General features: G+C 66.4%; 14 protein-coding genes. 7 read left to right on the forward strand and 7 right to left on the reverse strand.

The features are described 5' to 3' along the window. The first annotated feature begins 28 nt into the window (after positions 1-28). The 4 genes from ACFTSF_RS25955 to ACFTSF_RS25970 are packed head-to-tail and all read left to right on the forward strand — an operon-like array spanning position 29 to position 3,393. Entirely contained in the window at positions 29-976 is a 948-nt protein-coding gene (locus ACFTSF_RS25955) for an o-succinylbenzoate--CoA ligase (RefSeq protein WP_380156323.1), read from the forward strand. Further along, a complete protein-coding gene (locus tag ACFTSF_RS25960; RefSeq protein WP_380156325.1) occupies positions 969-2,120 on the forward strand; it encodes a thiolase family protein in 1,152 nt (383 codons plus the stop codon). Before ACFTSF_RS25955 ends, ACFTSF_RS25960 begins: the two co-directional genes overlap by 8 nt. Then, entirely contained in the window at positions 2,111-2,794 is a 684-nt protein-coding gene (locus tag ACFTSF_RS25965) for an energy-coupling factor ABC transporter ATP-binding protein (RefSeq protein WP_380156327.1), read from the forward strand. The genes ACFTSF_RS25960 and ACFTSF_RS25965 overlap by 10 nt, the downstream gene beginning before the upstream one ends. After that, the gene (locus ACFTSF_RS25970; RefSeq protein ID WP_380156329.1) at positions 2,791-3,393 is read left to right on the forward strand and encodes an energy-coupling factor transporter transmembrane component T family protein; all 603 of its coding nucleotides are present in this window, start codon (positions 2,791-2,793) and stop codon (positions 3,391-3,393) included. Before ACFTSF_RS25965 ends, ACFTSF_RS25970 begins: the two co-directional genes overlap by 4 nt. On the opposite strand, the gene ACFTSF_RS25975 is transcribed toward ACFTSF_RS25970, so the two are convergent. After that, the gene (locus ACFTSF_RS25975; protein WP_380156331.1) at positions 3,342-3,950 is read right to left on the reverse strand and encodes a biotin transporter BioY; all 609 of its coding nucleotides are present in this window, start codon (positions 3,948-3,950) and stop codon (positions 3,342-3,344) included. The genes ACFTSF_RS25970 and ACFTSF_RS25975 overlap by 52 nt on opposite strands. Positions 3,951-4,032: 82 nt before the next feature. On the opposite strand from ACFTSF_RS25975, the gene ACFTSF_RS25980 reads away from it, so the two are divergent. Beyond that, positions 4,033-6,564 carry a hypothetical protein gene (locus tag ACFTSF_RS25980; protein ID WP_380156333.1) on the forward strand — a complete coding sequence of 844 codons (2,532 nt, stop codon included), beginning with the start codon at positions 4,033-4,035 and terminating at the stop codon, positions 6,562-6,564. Here the strand turns inward: ACFTSF_RS25980 and ACFTSF_RS25985 are convergent. From ACFTSF_RS25985 to ACFTSF_RS25995, 3 genes are read right to left on the reverse strand one after another with little or no spacing between them, the layout of a single operon-like run. Beyond that, the gene (locus tag ACFTSF_RS25985) at positions 6,561-7,019 is read right to left on the reverse strand and encodes a GNAT family N-acetyltransferase (RefSeq protein ID WP_380156335.1); all 459 of its coding nucleotides are present in this window, start codon (positions 7,017-7,019) and stop codon (positions 6,561-6,563) included. The genes ACFTSF_RS25980 and ACFTSF_RS25985 overlap by 4 nt on opposite strands. Before the next feature lie 9 nt (positions 7,020-7,028). Next, positions 7,029-8,240, reverse strand: coding sequence for an alkaline phosphatase (locus ACFTSF_RS25990; protein ID WP_380156337.1), 1,212 nt, complete (start codon positions 8,238-8,240; stop codon positions 7,029-7,031). Positions 8,241-8,265: 25 nt separating this feature from the next. Continuing rightward, a complete protein-coding gene (locus tag ACFTSF_RS25995) occupies positions 8,266-9,234 on the reverse strand; it encodes a hypothetical protein (RefSeq protein WP_380156339.1) in 969 nt (322 codons plus the stop codon). Positions 9,235-9,425: 191 nt separating this feature from the next. Between ACFTSF_RS25995 and ACFTSF_RS26000 the strand changes: the two genes are divergently transcribed. Beyond that, positions 9,426-10,214, forward strand: coding sequence for a maleylpyruvate isomerase family mycothiol-dependent enzyme (locus ACFTSF_RS26000; RefSeq protein WP_380156341.1), 789 nt, complete (start codon positions 9,426-9,428; stop codon positions 10,212-10,214). 140 nt (positions 10,215-10,354) lie between these two features. Then, on the forward strand, positions 10,355-11,815 hold the full coding sequence (locus tag ACFTSF_RS26005; RefSeq protein ID WP_380156343.1) for an alpha/beta fold hydrolase: 1,461 nt from the start codon (positions 10,355-10,357) through the stop codon (positions 11,813-11,815). Here the strand turns inward: ACFTSF_RS26005 and ACFTSF_RS26010 are convergent. The 3 genes from ACFTSF_RS26010 to ACFTSF_RS26020 all read right to left on the reverse strand — a co-directional run bounded on the left by ACFTSF_RS26010 (position 11,806) and on the right by ACFTSF_RS26020 (position 18,270). Beyond that, complete coding sequence (locus tag ACFTSF_RS26010) at positions 11,806-14,076, reverse strand: chitobiase/beta-hexosaminidase C-terminal domain-containing protein (RefSeq protein ID WP_380156344.1); 2,271 nt, start codon at positions 14,074-14,076, stop codon at positions 11,806-11,808. The genes ACFTSF_RS26005 and ACFTSF_RS26010 overlap by 10 nt on opposite strands. Before the next feature lie 155 nt (positions 14,077-14,231). Further along, positions 14,232-15,410 (reverse strand): glycoside hydrolase family 5 protein, encoded by a 1,179-nt coding sequence (locus ACFTSF_RS26015; RefSeq protein ID WP_380156346.1) that lies wholly within the window; start codon positions 15,408-15,410, stop codon positions 14,232-14,234. Positions 15,411-15,555: 145 nt separating this feature from the next. Then, on the reverse strand, positions 15,556-18,270 hold the full coding sequence (locus ACFTSF_RS26020) for an ATP-binding protein (RefSeq protein WP_380156348.1): 2,715 nt from the start codon (positions 18,268-18,270) through the stop codon (positions 15,556-15,558). Between the last annotated feature and the right edge of the window lie 93 nt (positions 18,271-18,363).

An 18,363-nucleotide genomic window follows, 5' to 3' on the forward strand; every position in this document is an offset into this window, starting at 1 on the left:
GCGGGGAGTCAGGAACTACAGTCGGGGCGTGACTGGTGGGTTTTCGGTGCGGCCGTTGGCGACGGCTGACCCGGTGCGGGCGGTGCTGGAGGCGCGGGAGCGTGGGGTGCCGATTGCGTTGGGTACGTCGGGGACGACCGACCGGCCGCGGTTCGTGGTGCGGGATCCGGAGTCGTGGTGGGCTTCGTTTGAGGCTTACTCGGAGTTGACCGGGGTTGGCTCAGGCGCAGCGGTGTGGGTTCCGGGGCCGTTGAGCGCGACGATGAACCTGTTTGCGGCGGTTCATGCGGCGGCGGTTGGCGCCCGGGTGGTGGAGGAGCCGGGTGAGGCGACTCATGCTTGTCTGACTCCGGCTCAGCTTGAGCGGCTGGGTGGCGAGTTGGCGTCGGATGTAGTGATCTGTGTGGCGGGTGCGAGGTTGGCGCGGCGGTCGGCGGCGGCGAATGTGGTGCATTACTACGGTGCTGCTGAGTTGTCGTTTGTTGCCGCTGGCAGTCATGCGGATGATCTGCGCCCGTTCGACGGGGTCGAGGTCGACCTCCGGGACGGCGAGATCTGGGTGCGGTCGCCATACATCTGCCTCGGGTACGCCGACGGCGCCGCCGGCCCGTTGCGAACCGACTCGGAGGGCTGGGCGACGGTGGGTGATCGCGGCCGCTGGTCCGGTACGACGCTCTGTGTGCTCGGCCGCCCCGGCGCGGTCACGACAGCCGGTGCGACCGTGGTAATCGCCGAGGTCGAGGAACGGCTCGCGAGTGTCGCCCAGGGACCGGTAGTCGTCTACGGAGTACCGCACGCAGTTCTCGGCGAAGTGCTCGCGGTTGCGGTTGTCGCGGAGGCGGACGTGGCGACGCTGCGGGAGTACGCGCGCGAACACCTGCCGCCGTCCCACCGCCCGCGCCACTGGCGAGTCGTCGACGAATTGCCGCTGACGCCCGGCGGGAAGATCGATCGAGCGAGGTTGGCGCGTGTCTGACGTGTTCATCGCCCACGCACTCCGGACGCCGATCGGCACCGCAGGTAAGGCGTTCCGCGACCTCACCGCTGCCGACCTCGGCGCCGCGGTGCTGAAGGAGCTGACCCGAAGACTCCCCGCCGACCAGATCGAAGACGTTGTCCTAGGCAACTGCATGGGACCGGGCGGCAACGTCGCCCGAGTAGCCGCCCTAACAGCAGGCATCGCCAACCACGTGCCGGCGATCACCGTCGACCGCCAATGCGCCAGCGGCCTAGCCGCAATCCAACTCGCGGCCGCGGCGCACGCGGATGGTGGTCACGGCGGAAGCGGCGCGACCGGGGTTGACTCCGCGGCCACCGAGGGTGGGTTTGTGTTGGTGGGTGGAGTGGAGAGTGCTTCTACTGCGCCTTGGCGGTTCTGGCCGCCGGTGGGGGAGGCGGAGCCGGTGCGGTACGAGCGTGCACCGTTCGCGCCCGCGGATCGGGATCCCGAGATGGGGTTGGCTGCTGACCTGTTGGCTGAGTTGCATGGGATCACGCGGGAGCGTCAGGACGAGTACGCCGCTCGGTCGCATGAGCGGGCCGCGGCGGCGCAAGTGGCGGGGGCGTTTGATGACGAGATCGTGCCGGTTGGCGGGCAGACGATTGATGAGCGGATCAGGGGCGGACTGACTGCCCAGCGGTTGGCGAAGTTGCCGGCGGTGTTTCGGGCTGGCGGCACGGTGACCGCGGGGAACTCGTGCGGGATCAACGATGGGGCCGCCGTGGTAGCGCTGTCCCATACTGGCCCCGGGCTCAAGGTGCTGGCGGCGGCCTCTGCCGGAGTCGATCCGACGACACCCGGGCTTGGGTTGGTGCCGGCTGTGCAACGGGTGCTCAAGGCAACGGGTCTCACCATCGAGCAGATCGACGTCTGGGAGTTCAACGAAGCTTTCGCCGGTCAAGTGCTTGCGTGTTGCGACGTGCTAGGACTCCCCGACGAGCGCGTCTGCGCGCAAGGTGGCGCGTTGGCGCTCGGGCATCCGTGGGGTGCGAGTGGCGCCGTACTTGCGGTGCGGTTGTTCAGTCAGCTCATCACCCAGCAGAGCGGCCGGTACGGCGTGGCGGCGATTGCTGCCGGTGGTGGCCAAGGTACGGCGATTCTGGTCGAAGCATGCCGCTGATCGAATTCGCCGAGGTGACGCACGCGTTCGGCGACGGCGAGCCCGTGCTCCAAGACATCACCGTCGAACTCCACGAACGCCGCATCGGCATCATCGGCGCCAACGGCTCGGGTAAGTCGACCTTCGTGCGGATGATCAACGGGCTGGTCGTTCCGGAGACCGGAACCGTACGGGTCGACGGTGACAGTACGGCGAACCAGGCGCGCCGGATCCGCCGCAAGGTCGGCTTCTGTTTCACGAATCCGGACTCGCAGATCGTGATGCCGACGGTTGCCGAAGATGTTGCCTTCGGCCTCCGTCGGCTGCACTTGTCCAAGACCGAAGTGCATCAGCGCGTCAACGATGTCCTCGCCACCTACGGCCTGTCCCAGTTGAAGGATCGGCCCGCGCACACGTTGTCCGGTGGCCAGAAGCAACTGCTCGCCCTAGCCTCCGTCATCGTCACCGAACCCGAGGTCCTGGTACTCGACGAGCCGACCACACTCCTTGACCTGAGCAACGAACGACGGATCCGCCACGAGATCGAACGCCTTGACCTGCAAGTGATCCTGGTGACCCACCACCTGCACCTGCTCGACGGGTTCGACCGCACACTCGTCTTCGACAACGGCCGCCTCGTCTGCGACGACGAGCCGGATCAGGCCCGCACGGCGTACCGGGACCTCGCACAATGAGCGACCTGATGACGTACGTCCCCGGTACGTCGATCCTGCACCGAACGAGAGCCGTTTCGAAGGTGCTAGCGCTGGCCGTGGTCTCGATCGCAACCGTCGTCCTCGACGACCCATGGTTGACCGCAGCCGCGCTCACCCTCGCGGTCATCGCCACCATCGTCGCCCGCGTTCCCCGCCGAATCCTCACCAGACAGTGGAAGGCCTACCTGCTCATCGTCGTACTGCTCGGCGGCTACCAATGGTTGACCGACGGCCCAGCGACCGCCTTCCACGTCGCCGGCGGTCTGGCCGCGCTCCTCATCCTCGCGGGCGTGATCAGCAGTACGACGCGCACGACCGACCTGCTCGACCTCGCAGTCAGATGTGCCCGGCCGCTAAAGCGAGTAGGCGTCGACCCCGAGCGTTTCGGGATCGCCCTTGCCCTCGGCATCCGTTCGGTCGCCGTCGTCCTCGACCTGGCCCGCGATGTCCGAGAAGCCCAGCTGGCCCGCGGACTCGGCTTCAGCCTGCGAGCGTTCGCCGTACCGCTGGTTGTCCGCTCGCTCCGTCAGGCCGACGGATTGGCCGAGGCTTTGATCGCGCGCGGCTTCGACGACTGACGCCGCGGCAGCAGATCCGGTACGGCGCGATGGACGGCGTCGGCGACGACAGTCGCGATGACCGCCTTCACGCTGTCCCCGATCAGGAAGAACGCGCTCCCGGTGATCGCCGTACCGAGGTCGAGGTGCGCGCGCCACGCGGTGACCGGGATGCCGATGCAGTACAGCACCACGATCCCGCCGAAGACGATGCTCGGCAGTCCCAGCCACATCCGGTACGGCGCTCCGAACCGGTACACGAGGCTGCCGATCACGAACGCGGCGACCGGGAACCCGATCACGTAGCCCGCGCTCGGTCCGGTGAACACAGCCAGCCCACCTCGGCCCCCGGACAGCAGCGGCAAGCCGAGAGCGACGAGCGCCAGGAAGAGCAGCATCGAGAGTCCACCGCGGCGGCCGCCGAGGACCGCGCCGGTGATCATCACGCCCAGTGTCTGCACGGTGACCGGCACCGGGAACCCGAACGGCGACACTCCCGGCACCAGGCCCATGGCGCCGACCAGACCGGCGAAGGTCGCGATCAACGCGAGGTCACGGGTTCGTTTGTCCCTGTTCATGCCGTCATTGTGCCTGTCAAGAGCCTGATCACTGACATCGAAACGATAGGCGGGATATCCGGGAATCCTTACGTTGTTCGGCATGGCGACGAACTGGTCCAGACGAACTTTCCTTGCCACCGGTAGTGGCGCACTCGCGGCAACCGCTGTCCCCAGCGGAACCGCGGCCGCATCGGTGGGCAGCGCCGCGGTGGCTCCGGCGGTCTCCGGGCTTGCCGGGGTCGAGCCTGATATCGAGCTGGCCAAGCTGTGGTGGCCGAATCCACGCAACGTGTGGACGCCGATCGGCTGGAAGGACCACCTGTTCCGGTTCAACGTCACCTACAACGGCAGCGTGATCGGTGCGCCCTCCCCGCTCGCGCGCAAGATCAAGGAGTTCGAGAAGGAAAGCAACCCGAACGACGACAAGCACTACGAGAAAGACCGGCTGCAGCTGGACATGACGCCGTGGGGCGGCAACGCGTTCAGCAGGCAGGATCCGGACGATCCGACGCCGCGGATGCCGGACCTGTACCCGGGCCACTTCTACGTCTACCGCGAGGACCAAGGCCTGTACGGCCGCGGCCGCCAGAGCTGGGCCGACCACCCGACGCCGGTGCTGCAAACGGAGTGGACGTTCTCCGAAGCAGGGCTGGTACTACGGCAGTCGGTGTTCGCCCATGCCATGAACGGCGCTGACGCGGTGACCGGCGAGGAGTCACTCTTCGCGTGGATCCGGCTTGAGGTCGTAGCCGCTGATGCACGACTGGTGAAGCCCAACCGCGACTACGGATTCGCGATCCGGGTGTGCCGCGCGTACTACACCCAGGAGCTCCCGTACAACTGGCAGGACGGCATCGTCCTCACGGGCTTCCCGGAGCTGGCGCCGTTCACCTACACCCGCTGGAAGAAGGACCTGAGCGCCAACGGGATGACCGGCTTCTCGATGTGGCAGCCGCGCGGCCCACAGCTCGGCGTACTGGCGATGAACGGGGCGCCGGCACCGGAATTCCTTGACCCCAAGGTTGCCGGCAAGAACATCTACGAGATCGCCGCCCGGCTCAAGCCGGAGGTCGGCTCGCGCGTCGACATCCTGCAGTGCATGCGGCCGGTCCACGAGACCAACGAGTTCAACCCGGAGATCAACCTCGGGTACGACGGCGCGCTCGCCGACTCGAACCGGTATTGGTCCCGCAAGCCGGCGACCGCGGCCACGGTCAGCACGCCGGAGAAGTACGTCAACGACCTGGTCACCCGGAACATCCAGTTCTCGGAGGTGGTCGCCTGCAAGGTGCCGGGGAAGACCTACTCGACCTTCCTGACCGGGTCGATGGGGTACGACGTGCTGTGGTCGACGCCGACGTCGATGACCAGCCACATGTTCCTGTCCTTGCTCGGCCATCACGACACGGTCGCGAAGCACCTCGATCTCTACCTCGGCAACCAGGGCAAGAAGACGCCCAAGGGGGAGCTGTACCCGTCGCATCTTGGGTACTACTCGACCCCGGAGGAAGTGAAGGCGGTCGACTGGCTGCCCGACCACGGTGCGGTGATGATGTCGGTCGCGACCCATGCGTTGATGACGGGTGACCAGGCCTTCATCGACAAGTGGCTGCCGTCGCTGCTGCTGGCCTGCGACTGGATCGAGATGGCGTGCAAGCTCACCGGGCACGGTGGTGTCGTGGGTCTGCCGCCGGCGGCGGAGGCGTCTGACGAGGAGATCTCGGTCCAGAGCATCTGGGCGACGGCCTGGATCTACAAGGGTCTGGCGACGACCATCCGGCTCCTGAAGCGGCTCAACCACGCGCGTGTGCCGGCGTTGACGGCTCTGGCGGCCGACTACCGCGCCAAGGCCAGTACCGGCCTGGACGCGATCGGCCGGGTCTCGCCGAAGTGGCGTCATCCGGATGGGAGCGACTATCCGATCTACGGGCACAACTACTTCGGTCCGGCGGGCAACTTCGGCGAAGCGATGCGGCTCGACGCCGGCGCGATGGTGATGGTCTGGGCCGGACTGCTCCCGGCTTCCGACGAGCGGATGGTCAAGTACTGCGACTACTTCCGCGTCGGCCCGAACGCGAAGCTGTGGAACGGCGGCTCCCGCAAGCACCCGCTCGACGCCCCGATCCTCGAGCACGAGATCTCCAGCTTCGAACCGATCTACAGCTGGAACATCTTCCACTCCTGGCAGCTCGGCAACCGCGCCCGCTTCCTCGAAGGCATGTACTCCCTGGCCGCAGGCGGCGTCTCACCGCAGACCTACATCCCCTTCGAACACCGCGGCGGCATGTCGGCCTCACTCGGCACCCACGCGACCATCTTCACCCTGATGCGACTGGCGGTCGTCGACGACCAGCTCTCCGAGACCGACCTCAACCTGCTCCGCCTCTGCCCGATGGCCTGGCTAACCACCGACCAAGACACAGTCTTCGACAAAATGGCCACCGTCTACGGCCCCGTCAGCCTCAAATTCCGCCGTACCGGCTCCACCCAACTGACCCTCACCTGGACCGCCACCTGGCGCACCAAGCCCGAGCGCCTCCTGGTTCACGCCCCACCCGGCTTCACGACGCTCATCATCAACGGCACGACCTACGCCGTACCGGCGGAGGGGTATGTCGTAGTACCGATCTAGAGGGATTTTGCGTAGCAGTGGGTGCCGGGCTGGTTGAGGTACTTGCCCCAAGGCTCGGTACGGCGGTAGCCGGCGGACTCGTAGAGGGCGATGGCGGCCGGTTGGAGGTGGCCAGTGGTGAGCCGGAGCGCGGGGTGTCCGGCCTCTCGGGCTACGTGTTCGAGGCACGTGAGCAGGACTCGGGCGAGTCCGCGCCCACGTGCTTCGGGGGCGACGTACATGCGCTTCACTTCACCGTCGCCCGCATGTTCGTGGGACGACTCGAAGGCTTGTACGGCGCCGCAGCCGACCGCGGTGTCATCGTCCAGTACGACGAGGTAGCGGGCACCGTCCTTCACCTGGGACCGGCCTTCCGCGCCGTACCGGCCGACGAGTTCGTCGAACGCGGCGGCCAGCAGGCGGGCCAGTTCCGGGTCGTCGACGGGACGTTCCTCGATCACCAAGTCAGTCGCCACCGCGCCATTCTAGAGTCGGGCGGCGGCTCGCATGACGGCGTACACCTCGGTGTTGTCGAGGACGCGGCCGAGGCGGTCGGATCCGGGGCCGGATGCGGTCAGGGGAGTGTCGGCGCCGGTGTGGCTGTTGGTGACCCAGTCGACGGCGAAGCGCAGGTTCGAACCAGGGATCGGGAAGGGGCCCTCCTGGCGCGGGTCGGTCTTCTCCTCGTCGGTGTCGTAGTCCTGAATGCTCAGACCGCCGGTCTCGTGGTCGCCGTTGATGATGACGAGGGTGTCCGGGTGCTTGGCGACGAACCGCATGACCTCGGCGACGGTGTTGTCGAGGGCGCGCCCGGCGTCGATCACACCGGCGGCGTTGTTGTCGTGGGACAGCCCGTCGGTGCCTTCTTCTTCGAGGAAGAGGAAGAAACCGCGCGGATTCTTGGACAGGACATCCAGCGCCTTGCGAGCCATCTGCTGCAGGGGAACACGCGGCGCGTACTTGCCGTGCTCCCCGTAGTCGACCATGTCCTCGTTGGCGAAGAGCCCGAGCAGCCGGTTCGATCGAGTGGTGCGCAGTTCGTCGGCGTTGCGCACGTAGGTGTAGCCCGTGCGCTGAGCCTGCTCGACCAGGTTGCCGTACGGACTGTTGCTCTCCTCCTCACCCGGCTTGTCCGGAAACTGCCCCGGGTTGCCCTTCGGGAACCACCAGTCCTCACCACCACCGAGCAGTACGTCGGGCCTCACGTTCTCGATGTACTGCTTGGCAATGTCGTTCTGCAGATCGCGACTAGGCACATGAGCAGCAAACGACGCCGGCGACGCACCCGTGACCGTGGCGGTAGTCACCAGCCCAGTCGACTTCCCCGCCTTCTTCGCCAACTCCAGAATCGTCTCGACCGGCCGCCCCTTCGGATCCATCCCGACGACCCCGTTGTTCGTCTTGTGACCGGTCGCCAACGCAGTCGCCGAAGCAGCCGAGTCGGTGACCACCTCATCCGGATCGACCGACGTAGTCCGCACCATCCCCGCAACCGGCAGCTTGTCGAGCGCCAATTCGCCGTACCGGCCCTTGGTAGCCAGCCGAATCAGGTTCCGCTGCCCAGGCCCCAGACCATCACCTTGGATATAAATGATGTTCTTCGCAACCCGAGGCCGCTCATGAGTCGTCTGCGCAACAGCAACCGCCGTACCACCACTGAGAACCGTCAACGCCACCGCCACAACAAGACTGCGCATATCGCCTCCTAGGGAGAGAATTTCGTTACAGGCAAGGGAGAGAACCGGCGCGGAGTGCGTGGCCGCCGGTGTTGTCGTCGTCGGCCCAGACGACCGGCTTGCGGCCGGAGACACACGCGGGCGCGATCGCGAAGCCTTCGAGGTTGTAGTTGGGGAGTTGGGCTGGGCGGTCGTAGGTCGTGGAGACGGTGAATTTGCCGTTCACGATCGTGAGCGCGGCGCTGCGGCCCTGGCAGTGGTTGTCGCAGGTTGACCACAGGCGGCCGGTGTCTGGCTCGAACTCGAGGTCCATGATGGATGGGAAGCCGCCAGCGAAAGCGGCTACTTGGGTGAAGGTGCCGCCTGACTGATTCAGGGCGTAGGCGTAGACCATCCCGTTGTCTTCGAGACCGACGAAGTACAGACCGGTGCCGTGGTTGGCGTAGGAGCTTGGTTTGTAGGCGGCGCTCGTGCGCTCGTCGCGGAAGCCCTTCGCGGTGAGGAACGAGTCCGGTACCCAGGAGATCGCTTCGAGGCCGGAGTTGTCCTCGACCTCGGGAAGGTCCGAGGTGAGATCCCATTCGGCAACGGCATTGACAGATTTCGCCGTGGAGCTCGGGTTGTAGCGGAGAACCTTCAGCAGGCTGGTGCTGTCGTCGTCGCCGTCGCGTTCGGTCGCGACCACCAAGCCGTCGGGTGTACGGACCACGCCTTCGGCATCAGGATCACCGCTGCCGTCGCGATAGCTCAGCGACCGCGCGCCAATCGAGTCCGGCTTCCAGCGCGTTCCATCCCGGACCAAGCGGTACAACGTACTGGGCCCGTTCTTGACTGCCCACAACACATCTGGACTCTCGAACGAGAGCCCACTCAGGTTCGTCCCGAACACATTGCTGCCATCGGCAACAGTCACCGCCGGGCCACCAGGCCAGGCGGTGGCCGCGTGGGCCGGGGTAGCGATCAGGGACACCGCGACAACAACAGCGGAGACGGTCGTACGGCGGAACAGGGACACGTCGCGCTCCTTCCGGCCAACGGGGGCGGGGCTCGGTGACAGCAGCGAAACTATAAGTAAACTTTCCTAACAGAAACCAGACTGTACCCACCGACCTCCGTCCCGGCAACCGTCCGGTGAGCACGGCGGCGGAATAGGAACGGCGGCGAAGTGATTGACAACTGAACCGACTACTCCTGTGGAGGCACAGCTTGAGCAACGCCGATACCGTCATCATCGCGCTCCGGAGCGGCTACGAGCGGCTCGCGGATCTGGTGGACAAGTTCGACGACGAGACCCTGGCCGGGCAGTCGGCGGCCACGGAGTGGGATATCGCGCAGGTGCTGAGCCACCTCGGCAGTGGCGCGGAGATCATGACCAACACCCTGCAGTTGGCGGTGGACGGGAAACCGCCCGCGGCCGGCGACTTCAACCAGTCCGTCTGGGACCGGTGGAACTCGTCGTCTCGCCGTGAGCAGGCCGAAGGTTTCCTCGAGTGGAACGAGAAGCTGCTCGCGCTCTTCGAGTCGCTGACCGAGGAGCAGCGCGACGCTATCCAGATCGAGTTCTCCTGGCTGCCCGCTCCGATCGACCTGGCGACGTTCGCGCGGATGCGCCTCAGCGAGCTCACCTACCACTCCTGGGACGTCCGCAGTGCCTCCGATCCCGCGGCCACACTCGACGCGGCGGCGGTCCCCGAGATGCTGCAGACCGACCGCGACGTCAGCTGGATTACGAAACCCGCCGAGCTCAACGGACAGACCGCCGTACTGACTGTTGTCACGACCGACCCGGCCGAGGAGTTCACCCTGCGGCTGGCCGACCCGGTCACCCTCGAGGCGACCGCGGCTGATGAGTCCGACGGCACGCTGACGCTGTCGGCCGAGGCATGGCTGCGGCTCGCGGCCGGTCGCCTGGGTCCGGACCGTACGCCGGAATCGGTCGAGCTGACCGGCCCGATCAGCTTGGACACCCTGCGCAGCGTCTTCGGCGGCTACTGAGCCTCGACGGATGGTCGTAGTGGACGTACGCCCACAGGATGAGCAGAGGCCATCCTGTGGGTGGTCCCGGTAGTCGCAGCCGGGTGCCAACCTCCTCGAAGGGGAGTTCGATGAACCTTCGAGAGGGAGTTATGCGACCGATGAAGCGAGCACTCGGGGCGTTGACCGCGGGTGTGATGGTGCTGTCTGCCGTGGCAGTGCCGGCACACGCGGGTACGGCGAAGATCGTGTGGAAGCCGTGTGCCGGAGAGCAGCCCGGGTATGAGTGCGGCACGCTGGTTCTGCCGATCGACCGGAGCAAGCCCGGGGGGCCGACGTTCGAGCTGGCCGTGAACCGGCACAAGGCGACCGATCCGGCGCACCGCGTCGGCGTACTGTTCGTCAATCCTGGTGGGCCGGGCGGCTCGGGTGTGCAGTTCGCCGGCGAGGCCGAGCAGTACTTCTCGCCGCAGATCCTGGAGCGGTTCGACATCATCGGTTTCGATCCGCGCGGGGTTGCCGGCAGCAAGCCGGTGCTCTGCGACCAGGACCTGGTCGAGAAGCAGCAGGCGGCGATCTATCCGCGCACGGCCACTGAGTTCGCCCAGCTGGTCACGGTCGAGAAGCGGTTGCGCGCCGACTGCCGCGCGCGGACCGGATCGATGTACGACCACATGTCAGCGGTCGACGTCGCCGATGACATGGATGCACTGCGCGGCGCATTGGGCGAGGCAAAACTCAACTACTACGGCATTTCGTACGGCACGTTGTTCGGGCAGATGTACGCCGAGCGCTACGCCGGTCGCGTGCGCGCCATGGTGATCGATTCGACCGTGGATCACAGCCTGGGCACCGAGGCCTTCCTGACCAGCGAGGCGCGAGCGGTCGAGGATTCCTTCCATGAGTGGGTGAAGTGGAATCAGCGAACGGCCTCGTCGCCACTGCATGGCCAGGACGTCGTGAAGATCTGGGACGGCTTGATGGCCAAGGCCGAACGCGGTGCGCTGACCGATGCCGACGGCAACAAAGTGACTGCGACCAAGCTGAAGGACGAAGCCGGCAGCATGGGCTACGGGCCCGATTGGCCTCGATTCAGCGCGTGGGTTGCGGCTCTGCACACCGGCAAGAAGGCTCCCGCGCCGAGTCGCGCGGCCGCGCTGGGCGAGCCGGTCGCAGAACCCGTGGCCGCCTCGCTATGCAGCGACTTCAACTTCACCATCCGCGACTTCAAGCACTACCAGCAGCTCACTGCGGCTGAGCTTCGAAACGCCCCGCATGTCCGCGGTTCCCATCTGGGCCACGCCGCGACCACGGCCTGCCTGGCATCACCGAAGGCCAGCAATCCCCAGCACATCCCGACGCTCAGAACCCCGAACAAGATCCTGATGCTCAATTCGGCGCACGACCCCTCCACGCCGTACGAGTGGGCCGCAGCCATTCACGGGCAGAACAAGGCCGGCACGGTTCTGCTGAGCTATGGCGGTTGGGGGCACGGCGTCTACCCGTACACGGGGTGCACGCGGTCGACGACCGACAACTACCTGACGGCTTTGAAGGTCCCGGCCGGCAACCTGCACTGTGCAGCGCAGGAGCCGGCCGGAGCCGATTCAGATCAGGGGTAGTTGACCACATTCACCGGGACTGTGCCGGGTGGTGTGACTGCACCGGTGTCGTTGATGACGTGGGTGATGGTGCCCTGGTAGTTCAGCGACACCGTGCAGAGACTGTGGAAGCGCACGTTCGCGTTGTTGGGTGCCTCGAAGGCGTTGTAGGCGCTGACCGAGGGGTTCACGTTGAAGAAGTTGTAGCTTCCCAACCCCCACGCCTCGTGCGAGGTGACGTTGTCGCCGACCTTGTACGCCGCGTACCCGTTGCGGCCGCTCGGTCGGTTCCAGCTCGCCTGGTCCGGGACGTCGTACGGCATCTCGTTCTGGAAGAAGATGGTCTTGCCGCCTTGGCCGTTCCAGATCACCTGAGTCTTCTGGTAGTGCTCCACGAACAGGCCGGTGGCCAACACGTTGTTGCCGTTGACAATCAATCCGGTATCCGCGGTCGCCTGGGTCCAGCCCCAGGTGCCCGCGTTCCCGTGGTCGGCGCGCCAGGCCCAGATGTGGTCGATGATCGTGTTGTGACTGTTGACGATGAGGCTGGTCGTCGCGTGGCCGGCGATCGATCCGCCGATCCGGAAGAACACGTCCTGAAGGGTTGTCGGGTTCGCGGAATGGTTCGCCGACGAGCCCGAGGGTCCGACGGTGAGCAGGGCCGCGGAGTTCGTCGTACCGGCGTCGAACAGCAGACCCTTGACCCGTACGCCGTCAACGTCGGCGATCTGCATAGCGTTGACGCCGTTGTCCGGGATCAGCGTCGGGTAGCCGATGCCCAGTACGACGGTGTTCGCCCGGGTCACGTTGAGCGTCTGGTTCAGGTGGTAGATGCCCGGCGTGAAGAACAGGTTGCAGCCCGACGCGAGCGCCGAGTTGATTGTCGAGGCGGTGTCGCCGGCCTTGACGACATAGAACTGGCTCATCGGGATCGACGTACCGGGGGTTGACCCGTTCGCCCAGCTCGCGCCGGAGGCGTTGGTGCGGAGCGACGGGGTGAACACGCGGTACTTGCCCGCGCCGTCGAGGTAGAGATACGGCACGTCACGCGAGACCGGGGTGGTCGCCAGCGTCGTCTCGGGCGGGTTCGGGAAGGTGGTCGGCGGCGCGCCGGGGGTGCCCGAGAAGACCATGTTCCAGACGCCGCCGTCCCAGCTACCGAGGTTGCTGTCCCGCGTGTACCACTGCTGCTGCGAGATGGACGCTGTCTGCCCGGACACCTTGGAGTCGGCGATGTAACCGCCACTGGCGAAGCCGTAGCTGGCCGGGTACAGCTGCAGGTTGCCGCGGATGTCCATCCGACGGAACGGCGCCGCCTGCGCGACCGCCCAGCGGTTGGAACCACCGATCGGGTTGACCGCCATGTTCTCCGCGGACCGCCAGAAGTTCTGCAAGGCGACACCGTGGTCGGACTCGTTGAACGCATCGACCGTGATAGCGCCGTTGATGACGACATCGCCCGGGTTCTGACCGAGACCCGCGACCGAGGTGTAGTAGCCGACATCATCGTGCACGCTGTACGCACCGGGCTTGAACAGGTGCGCGATCCGCCCGCTGCCCATCTGGTGCGTGAGGGTGTCCTTCTGCGCGTTGAAGTCCGCATCGAGCTGCGCCTGGATGGCGGTGGACGACATGCTCGGGTCGAAGATCCGCGTGTTCGGCCCGAAGTTCGGTACGTCGGGCTGCGTCGTGCAGCTGACTTGCGTCGTACCGATCGTGTACGTCGCACTCGCCACCGCGGAGTTCGTGAGACCGGCCTTGATCCCGATCGCGTTGACCGTGCGGGTCGAAGGCACGCTGATCGGTCCGCTGTACAACGTCGACGATGCGGTCGGTGTCGAGCCGTCCACGGTGTAGCGAATCGTCGAGCCGGCCGTCGCCGTCGAGATCGTCACCGTCTGCGCAGTCGCATAACTGCCGCCGCCTGGGGAGAAGGTCGGTGTCGCAACGGTGGGCGTCGTCGTACCGCCGTGGGTGTAGCTGAAGTGCGGTGTGTCGTACTGCGGCCCGCTCTTCTCATACGTGAACCAGTAGTCGATGACGCTCCCCGACGACAGACCACCCACGGTCTTGCGCCACGTACCGCCACTCAGATCCATCCGGAAGTTCTGTTGACCTTGGCCCGCGACGATGTAGTGGACGTCGACATAGACCGCCGCCGTCGTCGGCGTGAAGGCAATCTGCGCCTGGGTCGCGCTGAGCGACGTGACCGTCTGCGTGTAGTCGTCAGCGGCCTTCGCTACGCCACCCACCAGGAGGCTCGAGCAAACAGCCAGCACCACCGAGACAACAACCGCACGCCATCGACGGCGACGATCTCTTCTGGAACTCCTGAACACGGGGAACCACCTCCGGGGCGGTAGAGGGGATGAGGTGAGAGCGCTCTCATTTCAGCGGACCCTAGACCGATTCCCGCCCCGGCGGAAGAGCTCGCCCGTTAGCGAGCGTTCTTGATGGCGTCGATGATGCCTTGCTGGGTCACCGCGTTGTTGGCTCGATTGAACAGGCCGAAGCCGTACTGGCCGTTGTGTCCGTTGTCCCAGTAGACGGTCGCGGCGCCGTACTTCTTCGAGGTCGACACCACGGCGCGCGCGTAGTCGGCGCGGTACCGGTTGTTTGTGGAGTCGGCCGAGGTCTTGTCGATCGAACCGTACTCACCGACGACCACCGGATAGCCGCGGACGACGAACTTGTCGTACATCAGCTTGAGCTGCGCATCCAGGTAGTCCTCCTGACCCCAGGTCGACTTCCGTGCCGGGTTGGTTGCCCCGCGCCCCCATTGGGTGATGTTGCCGTTCTCCTCACCGGCGAAGTCCCAGGGGGAGTAGTAGTGCACGGAGATCATGAGCCGCTGCTCGTTGGCCGGAATGGACGAGGACCGATACTGATCGGTCGGTACGACGAAGCCGTAGTTGCCGGCGGTGTAGTCGATGTTGGTGTTCCAGCCGGGGACGAGCAACCAGCGCGAGCTGTTGTTCCCGCCGGCTCGCCGTACGGTGTCGACGAAGATCTGGTTCCAGGCGTTGATATTCGAGTAACACGGCTGGGTGGGAGCGCCGTACTGGCCGTCGAAGTTCTCGTTCATCGACTCGAGAATCAGCCGGTTGTCATAGCTCTGGAATCGGGTGGCGATCTGCTGCCAGACCTTCAGGTACTTCGCTCTGATCTCGGTCTGATTGGCAGCATCGCAGATCAGCCAGGCGTAGGGAATGGACTTGTAGCCGTCGCCGTGCATGTTGATGATGACGTACAGGCCGCGGTTGTAGGCGTAGTTGACGACCTGCTGGATCCGGTTCAGCCAGGCGGAGTCGATGGTGTAGTTCGGGCCGGCGCCGATGGTGCGTAGGTAGGAGACCGGGATCCGGATCGACTTGAAGCCGGCGGCCTTGACCTTGTCGATGAGTGCTTGGGTGATGGCCGGGTTACCCCAGGCCGTCTCGCTCGGGTAGCCGTTGGAGTTGGCTTCGAGCTGGTTGCCGAGATTCCAGCCGACGCCGAGGTCGGCCACGATCTGAGCAGCACCGGCTTCAGGGCTAGCAGTGGCCGTGTTCGTCATACCAGGCACGACCATCAGAGCAGCAGTGAGCAGCGCAATTCTGAGCTTGCGTGAACCCATCGGAATATCTCCCTTCCGGGTCTGTCGAACGAAGCGTCGAAGCGCTTCGACGATGGGGGCGGATAGTTCGGGCAAGATCACCAGGGATTGGGCGGGATCCTAAGCGCGCCTCACGGCTGGTGACAAGACCTCGACGATCCGAAGTTTAGTTGCCTGTGGCAAGGATCAGGCTGCGCTCGGATTGGTAGCGGCAGCCGAGGGCGTCGAACGTCGCCGCCGTGGCTCGCGCCGCCGCCGGATCGTTGTTGAAGAGAGCTGCGGCTCGTTCGACCTGGGCCGCGGCGAGTGGGTTGCCGGACACGATGGTCTGGGCCTCGGTCAGGCGCGCGCGAGCCTCGGGATGCCCGGCGAGTACGGCGGCCTCGGCGCGAAGGGCGACGTACCAGTGGTGCCAGATCCAGGTGACCCACTTCCAGATCTCGGAAGGGGGCCGGGCGATCCGCTCGAGGGCTTCGGGCAGTTGGCCGTTGTGGAGCAGGAGCGTGGTGTCGAAGACTGCGCCGTAGCCGAAGGCGTGCTCTGGGGGAGTGTTGAGGTGATCGAAAATCTCCAGCCACTCCTGGCGGGCGTCCTGATCGCCTTGGAGGCCGTGGACCATCGCGACCGCGGCGACCGCGGGGCCTAGGGATGGACGAGCTGGGCTGCCTGCGCGTCGCCAGGCGTCGAGGAAGCGGACGCTGCCGGCGAGCACCTGGTCCACGTTGCCTGCAAAGGCGTCCGCGACGAGGAGCCAGCTTGTGGCGCGGTGACCGACTTCCGCGAGCAGGGGATGCTCGGCGAGTTGGGTCGCCCACCGCCGGGCCGCGTGCAGGTCGCCGGTGCCGAGGCTGGCTTCGGCTGCTTCGCCGAGCGCCTCGATCAGCTCGTGCGTGGCAGCCGGCGTCACCGGCGCGGATGCGAGCAGGGTGACGCGGCGCTGAGTTGTCGTCGCGGCGGCGAAGGTGTCGCCGGCCCAGCTCTGAGCGCCGGTCAGTACGTCGAGCGCGATGGACTCGGCGAGCGCATCGCCTGCGCTGTGCGTCAGCTCAACAGCTCGTACGGCGAGCGCGATCGTATCCGCGACGGAATTGCCGGGAAGGCCGTCCGCGGCGGTGATCGAAGCGTTGAGCGCCTGCCCAGCCTCGGCCACCGCCACCATGACCTGCGCGGCCTCGTCCTGACCGGCCAGCTCGCGGGCCTGGGCAACCAGCGCGTCGGATTCCGCCGCGGGAAGCTGACGCACGAACCCCGCGAATCGGTACGACGAGATGGCGATCGTCGCCAGATCGCGGGCCGCGCCAGCCGTGTTCCCGACGCTGAGGTCGGCGTCCGCCGCAGCGCGGTAGAGGCGGTACAGGTCGTCGCCCCGCATCCGGCACGCCGCCACGGCCGCGGCATTCCGTAGCTCGGTTGCCGCTTCCTCAGAGAGCGACGCCGCCTGCTCATACCGCAGCTGGGACTCGCCGATCAGCGTGCGGGTGAACGTCAGCTCGGCCAGCCGCTGAGCGAGGCGGTACGCGTTCGCGCGCTGTTCCGGTTCCTGCGCCGCCCACGCGAGAGCCGCGCGGAGGTCGTCGGCAACCGCATCGAACCCGGCTCGCCAGTCCGGTCGATCCACCGTCAGCCCGGCCGCCTGCTCCAAACACCAGTGCAGGTGCCGCGCCCGGACCGCACCGAGCTCATCAGCGAGTTGCTCGGTCCCGTACTGACGAATCGTCTCCAATGCCCGGTACGTCGTACCGCGGGGTGACGCCGTCACCACCAGCAGGCTCTGCTCGGCCAACCGGGCCAGGCCGTCGGCCACCAGGAACTCGTCCGACTCGGCCACCTGAGCTGCCGCGGTAGCGGTGAATGGCGCGACGAACACGGACACCCGGCGAAGGAGCTCCTGGTCGACGGGATCCAGAAGCGCATGGCTCCAGTCCAGTGCCGCACGCACCGAACGATGCCGCTCGTTGGCGCGGAAGCCGCCAGTGAGCATGCGGAGTGGATGCGACAGTGCAGCGGTGATGCCGTCGAGCCCGAGGGTCCGATAGCGGGCCGCGGCCAATTCGATAGCCAGCGCCATCCCGTCCAGTCGCTCACAGATGACCGCGATCTGCTCACGCGCTGCCGCGTCCAACGTCGTACCGTCCACTGCCGCACGATCGAGGAACAACGCGACCGCATCCGATTCACCGTCGACGGGGAGTGACAGCGGCGGGACCTGGTACACGTGCTCGAACGGCACCATCAGCTGGGCGCGGCTGGTCGCCAGTACGGTCAACCGGGGACAGGTCGCGAGCAACCGCTCGACAACCAGTGCCACGCCGTCCAGGACCTGCTCGCAGTTGTCGAGCACCAGCAGCGCGTGCCGATCCGACAGTGCGGCGATCACGGACTCGGTGATGTCCCGGCCGGGCTGCTCACCGAGGCCGAGGGTGGCGGCGACCGCGGTCGCGATCATCTCCGGATCGGTGACCGGGACAAGATCGACGTACCAGACCGTGTCGAAGTGCTCACCGGCTGCCTCGGCCGCCACCGCGAGCGCAAGGCGGGTCTTGCCCACGCCGCCGGGGCCGACCGCGGTCACTTCGCGACGGGTCGTGATCAGCTCGATCAGAGCCGCCTGCTCGCCGGCCCGGCCGACGTACGAGGTGAGCACCGCAGGCAGCACCGGCGCTGCGGAGACTGCGCCTCCGGGGCTGGTCGGCTCGGGTGCACGGTGGGCGAGCGCCCGCCGATCCGGTACCTCGAGCTTGCGCAGCAGGGAGGAGACGTGGCTCTCCACGGTGCGCACCGAGATGCTCAGCCGCGCCGCGATCTCCGCGTTGCTGAAGTGCGCCCCGACCAGTTCCAGCACGTCACCTTCGCGGGGCGAGATGTCGACAGTGGCGGTCACCGCCCAATCTTCCCTCATTTCAGTGGCGGGATCCGTACCCCTATCCGTGGTGAGGTTTCCGTGGTTGGCACGGATGTGGCGAGGGCGCTCCCA

The sequence above is a fragment of the Kribbella sp. NPDC056951 genome (genome assembly GCF_042674205.1).
In the GTDB taxonomy this organism is placed as follows: domain Bacteria; phylum Actinomycetota; class Actinomycetes; order Propionibacteriales; family Kribbellaceae; genus Kribbella; species Kribbella yunnanensis.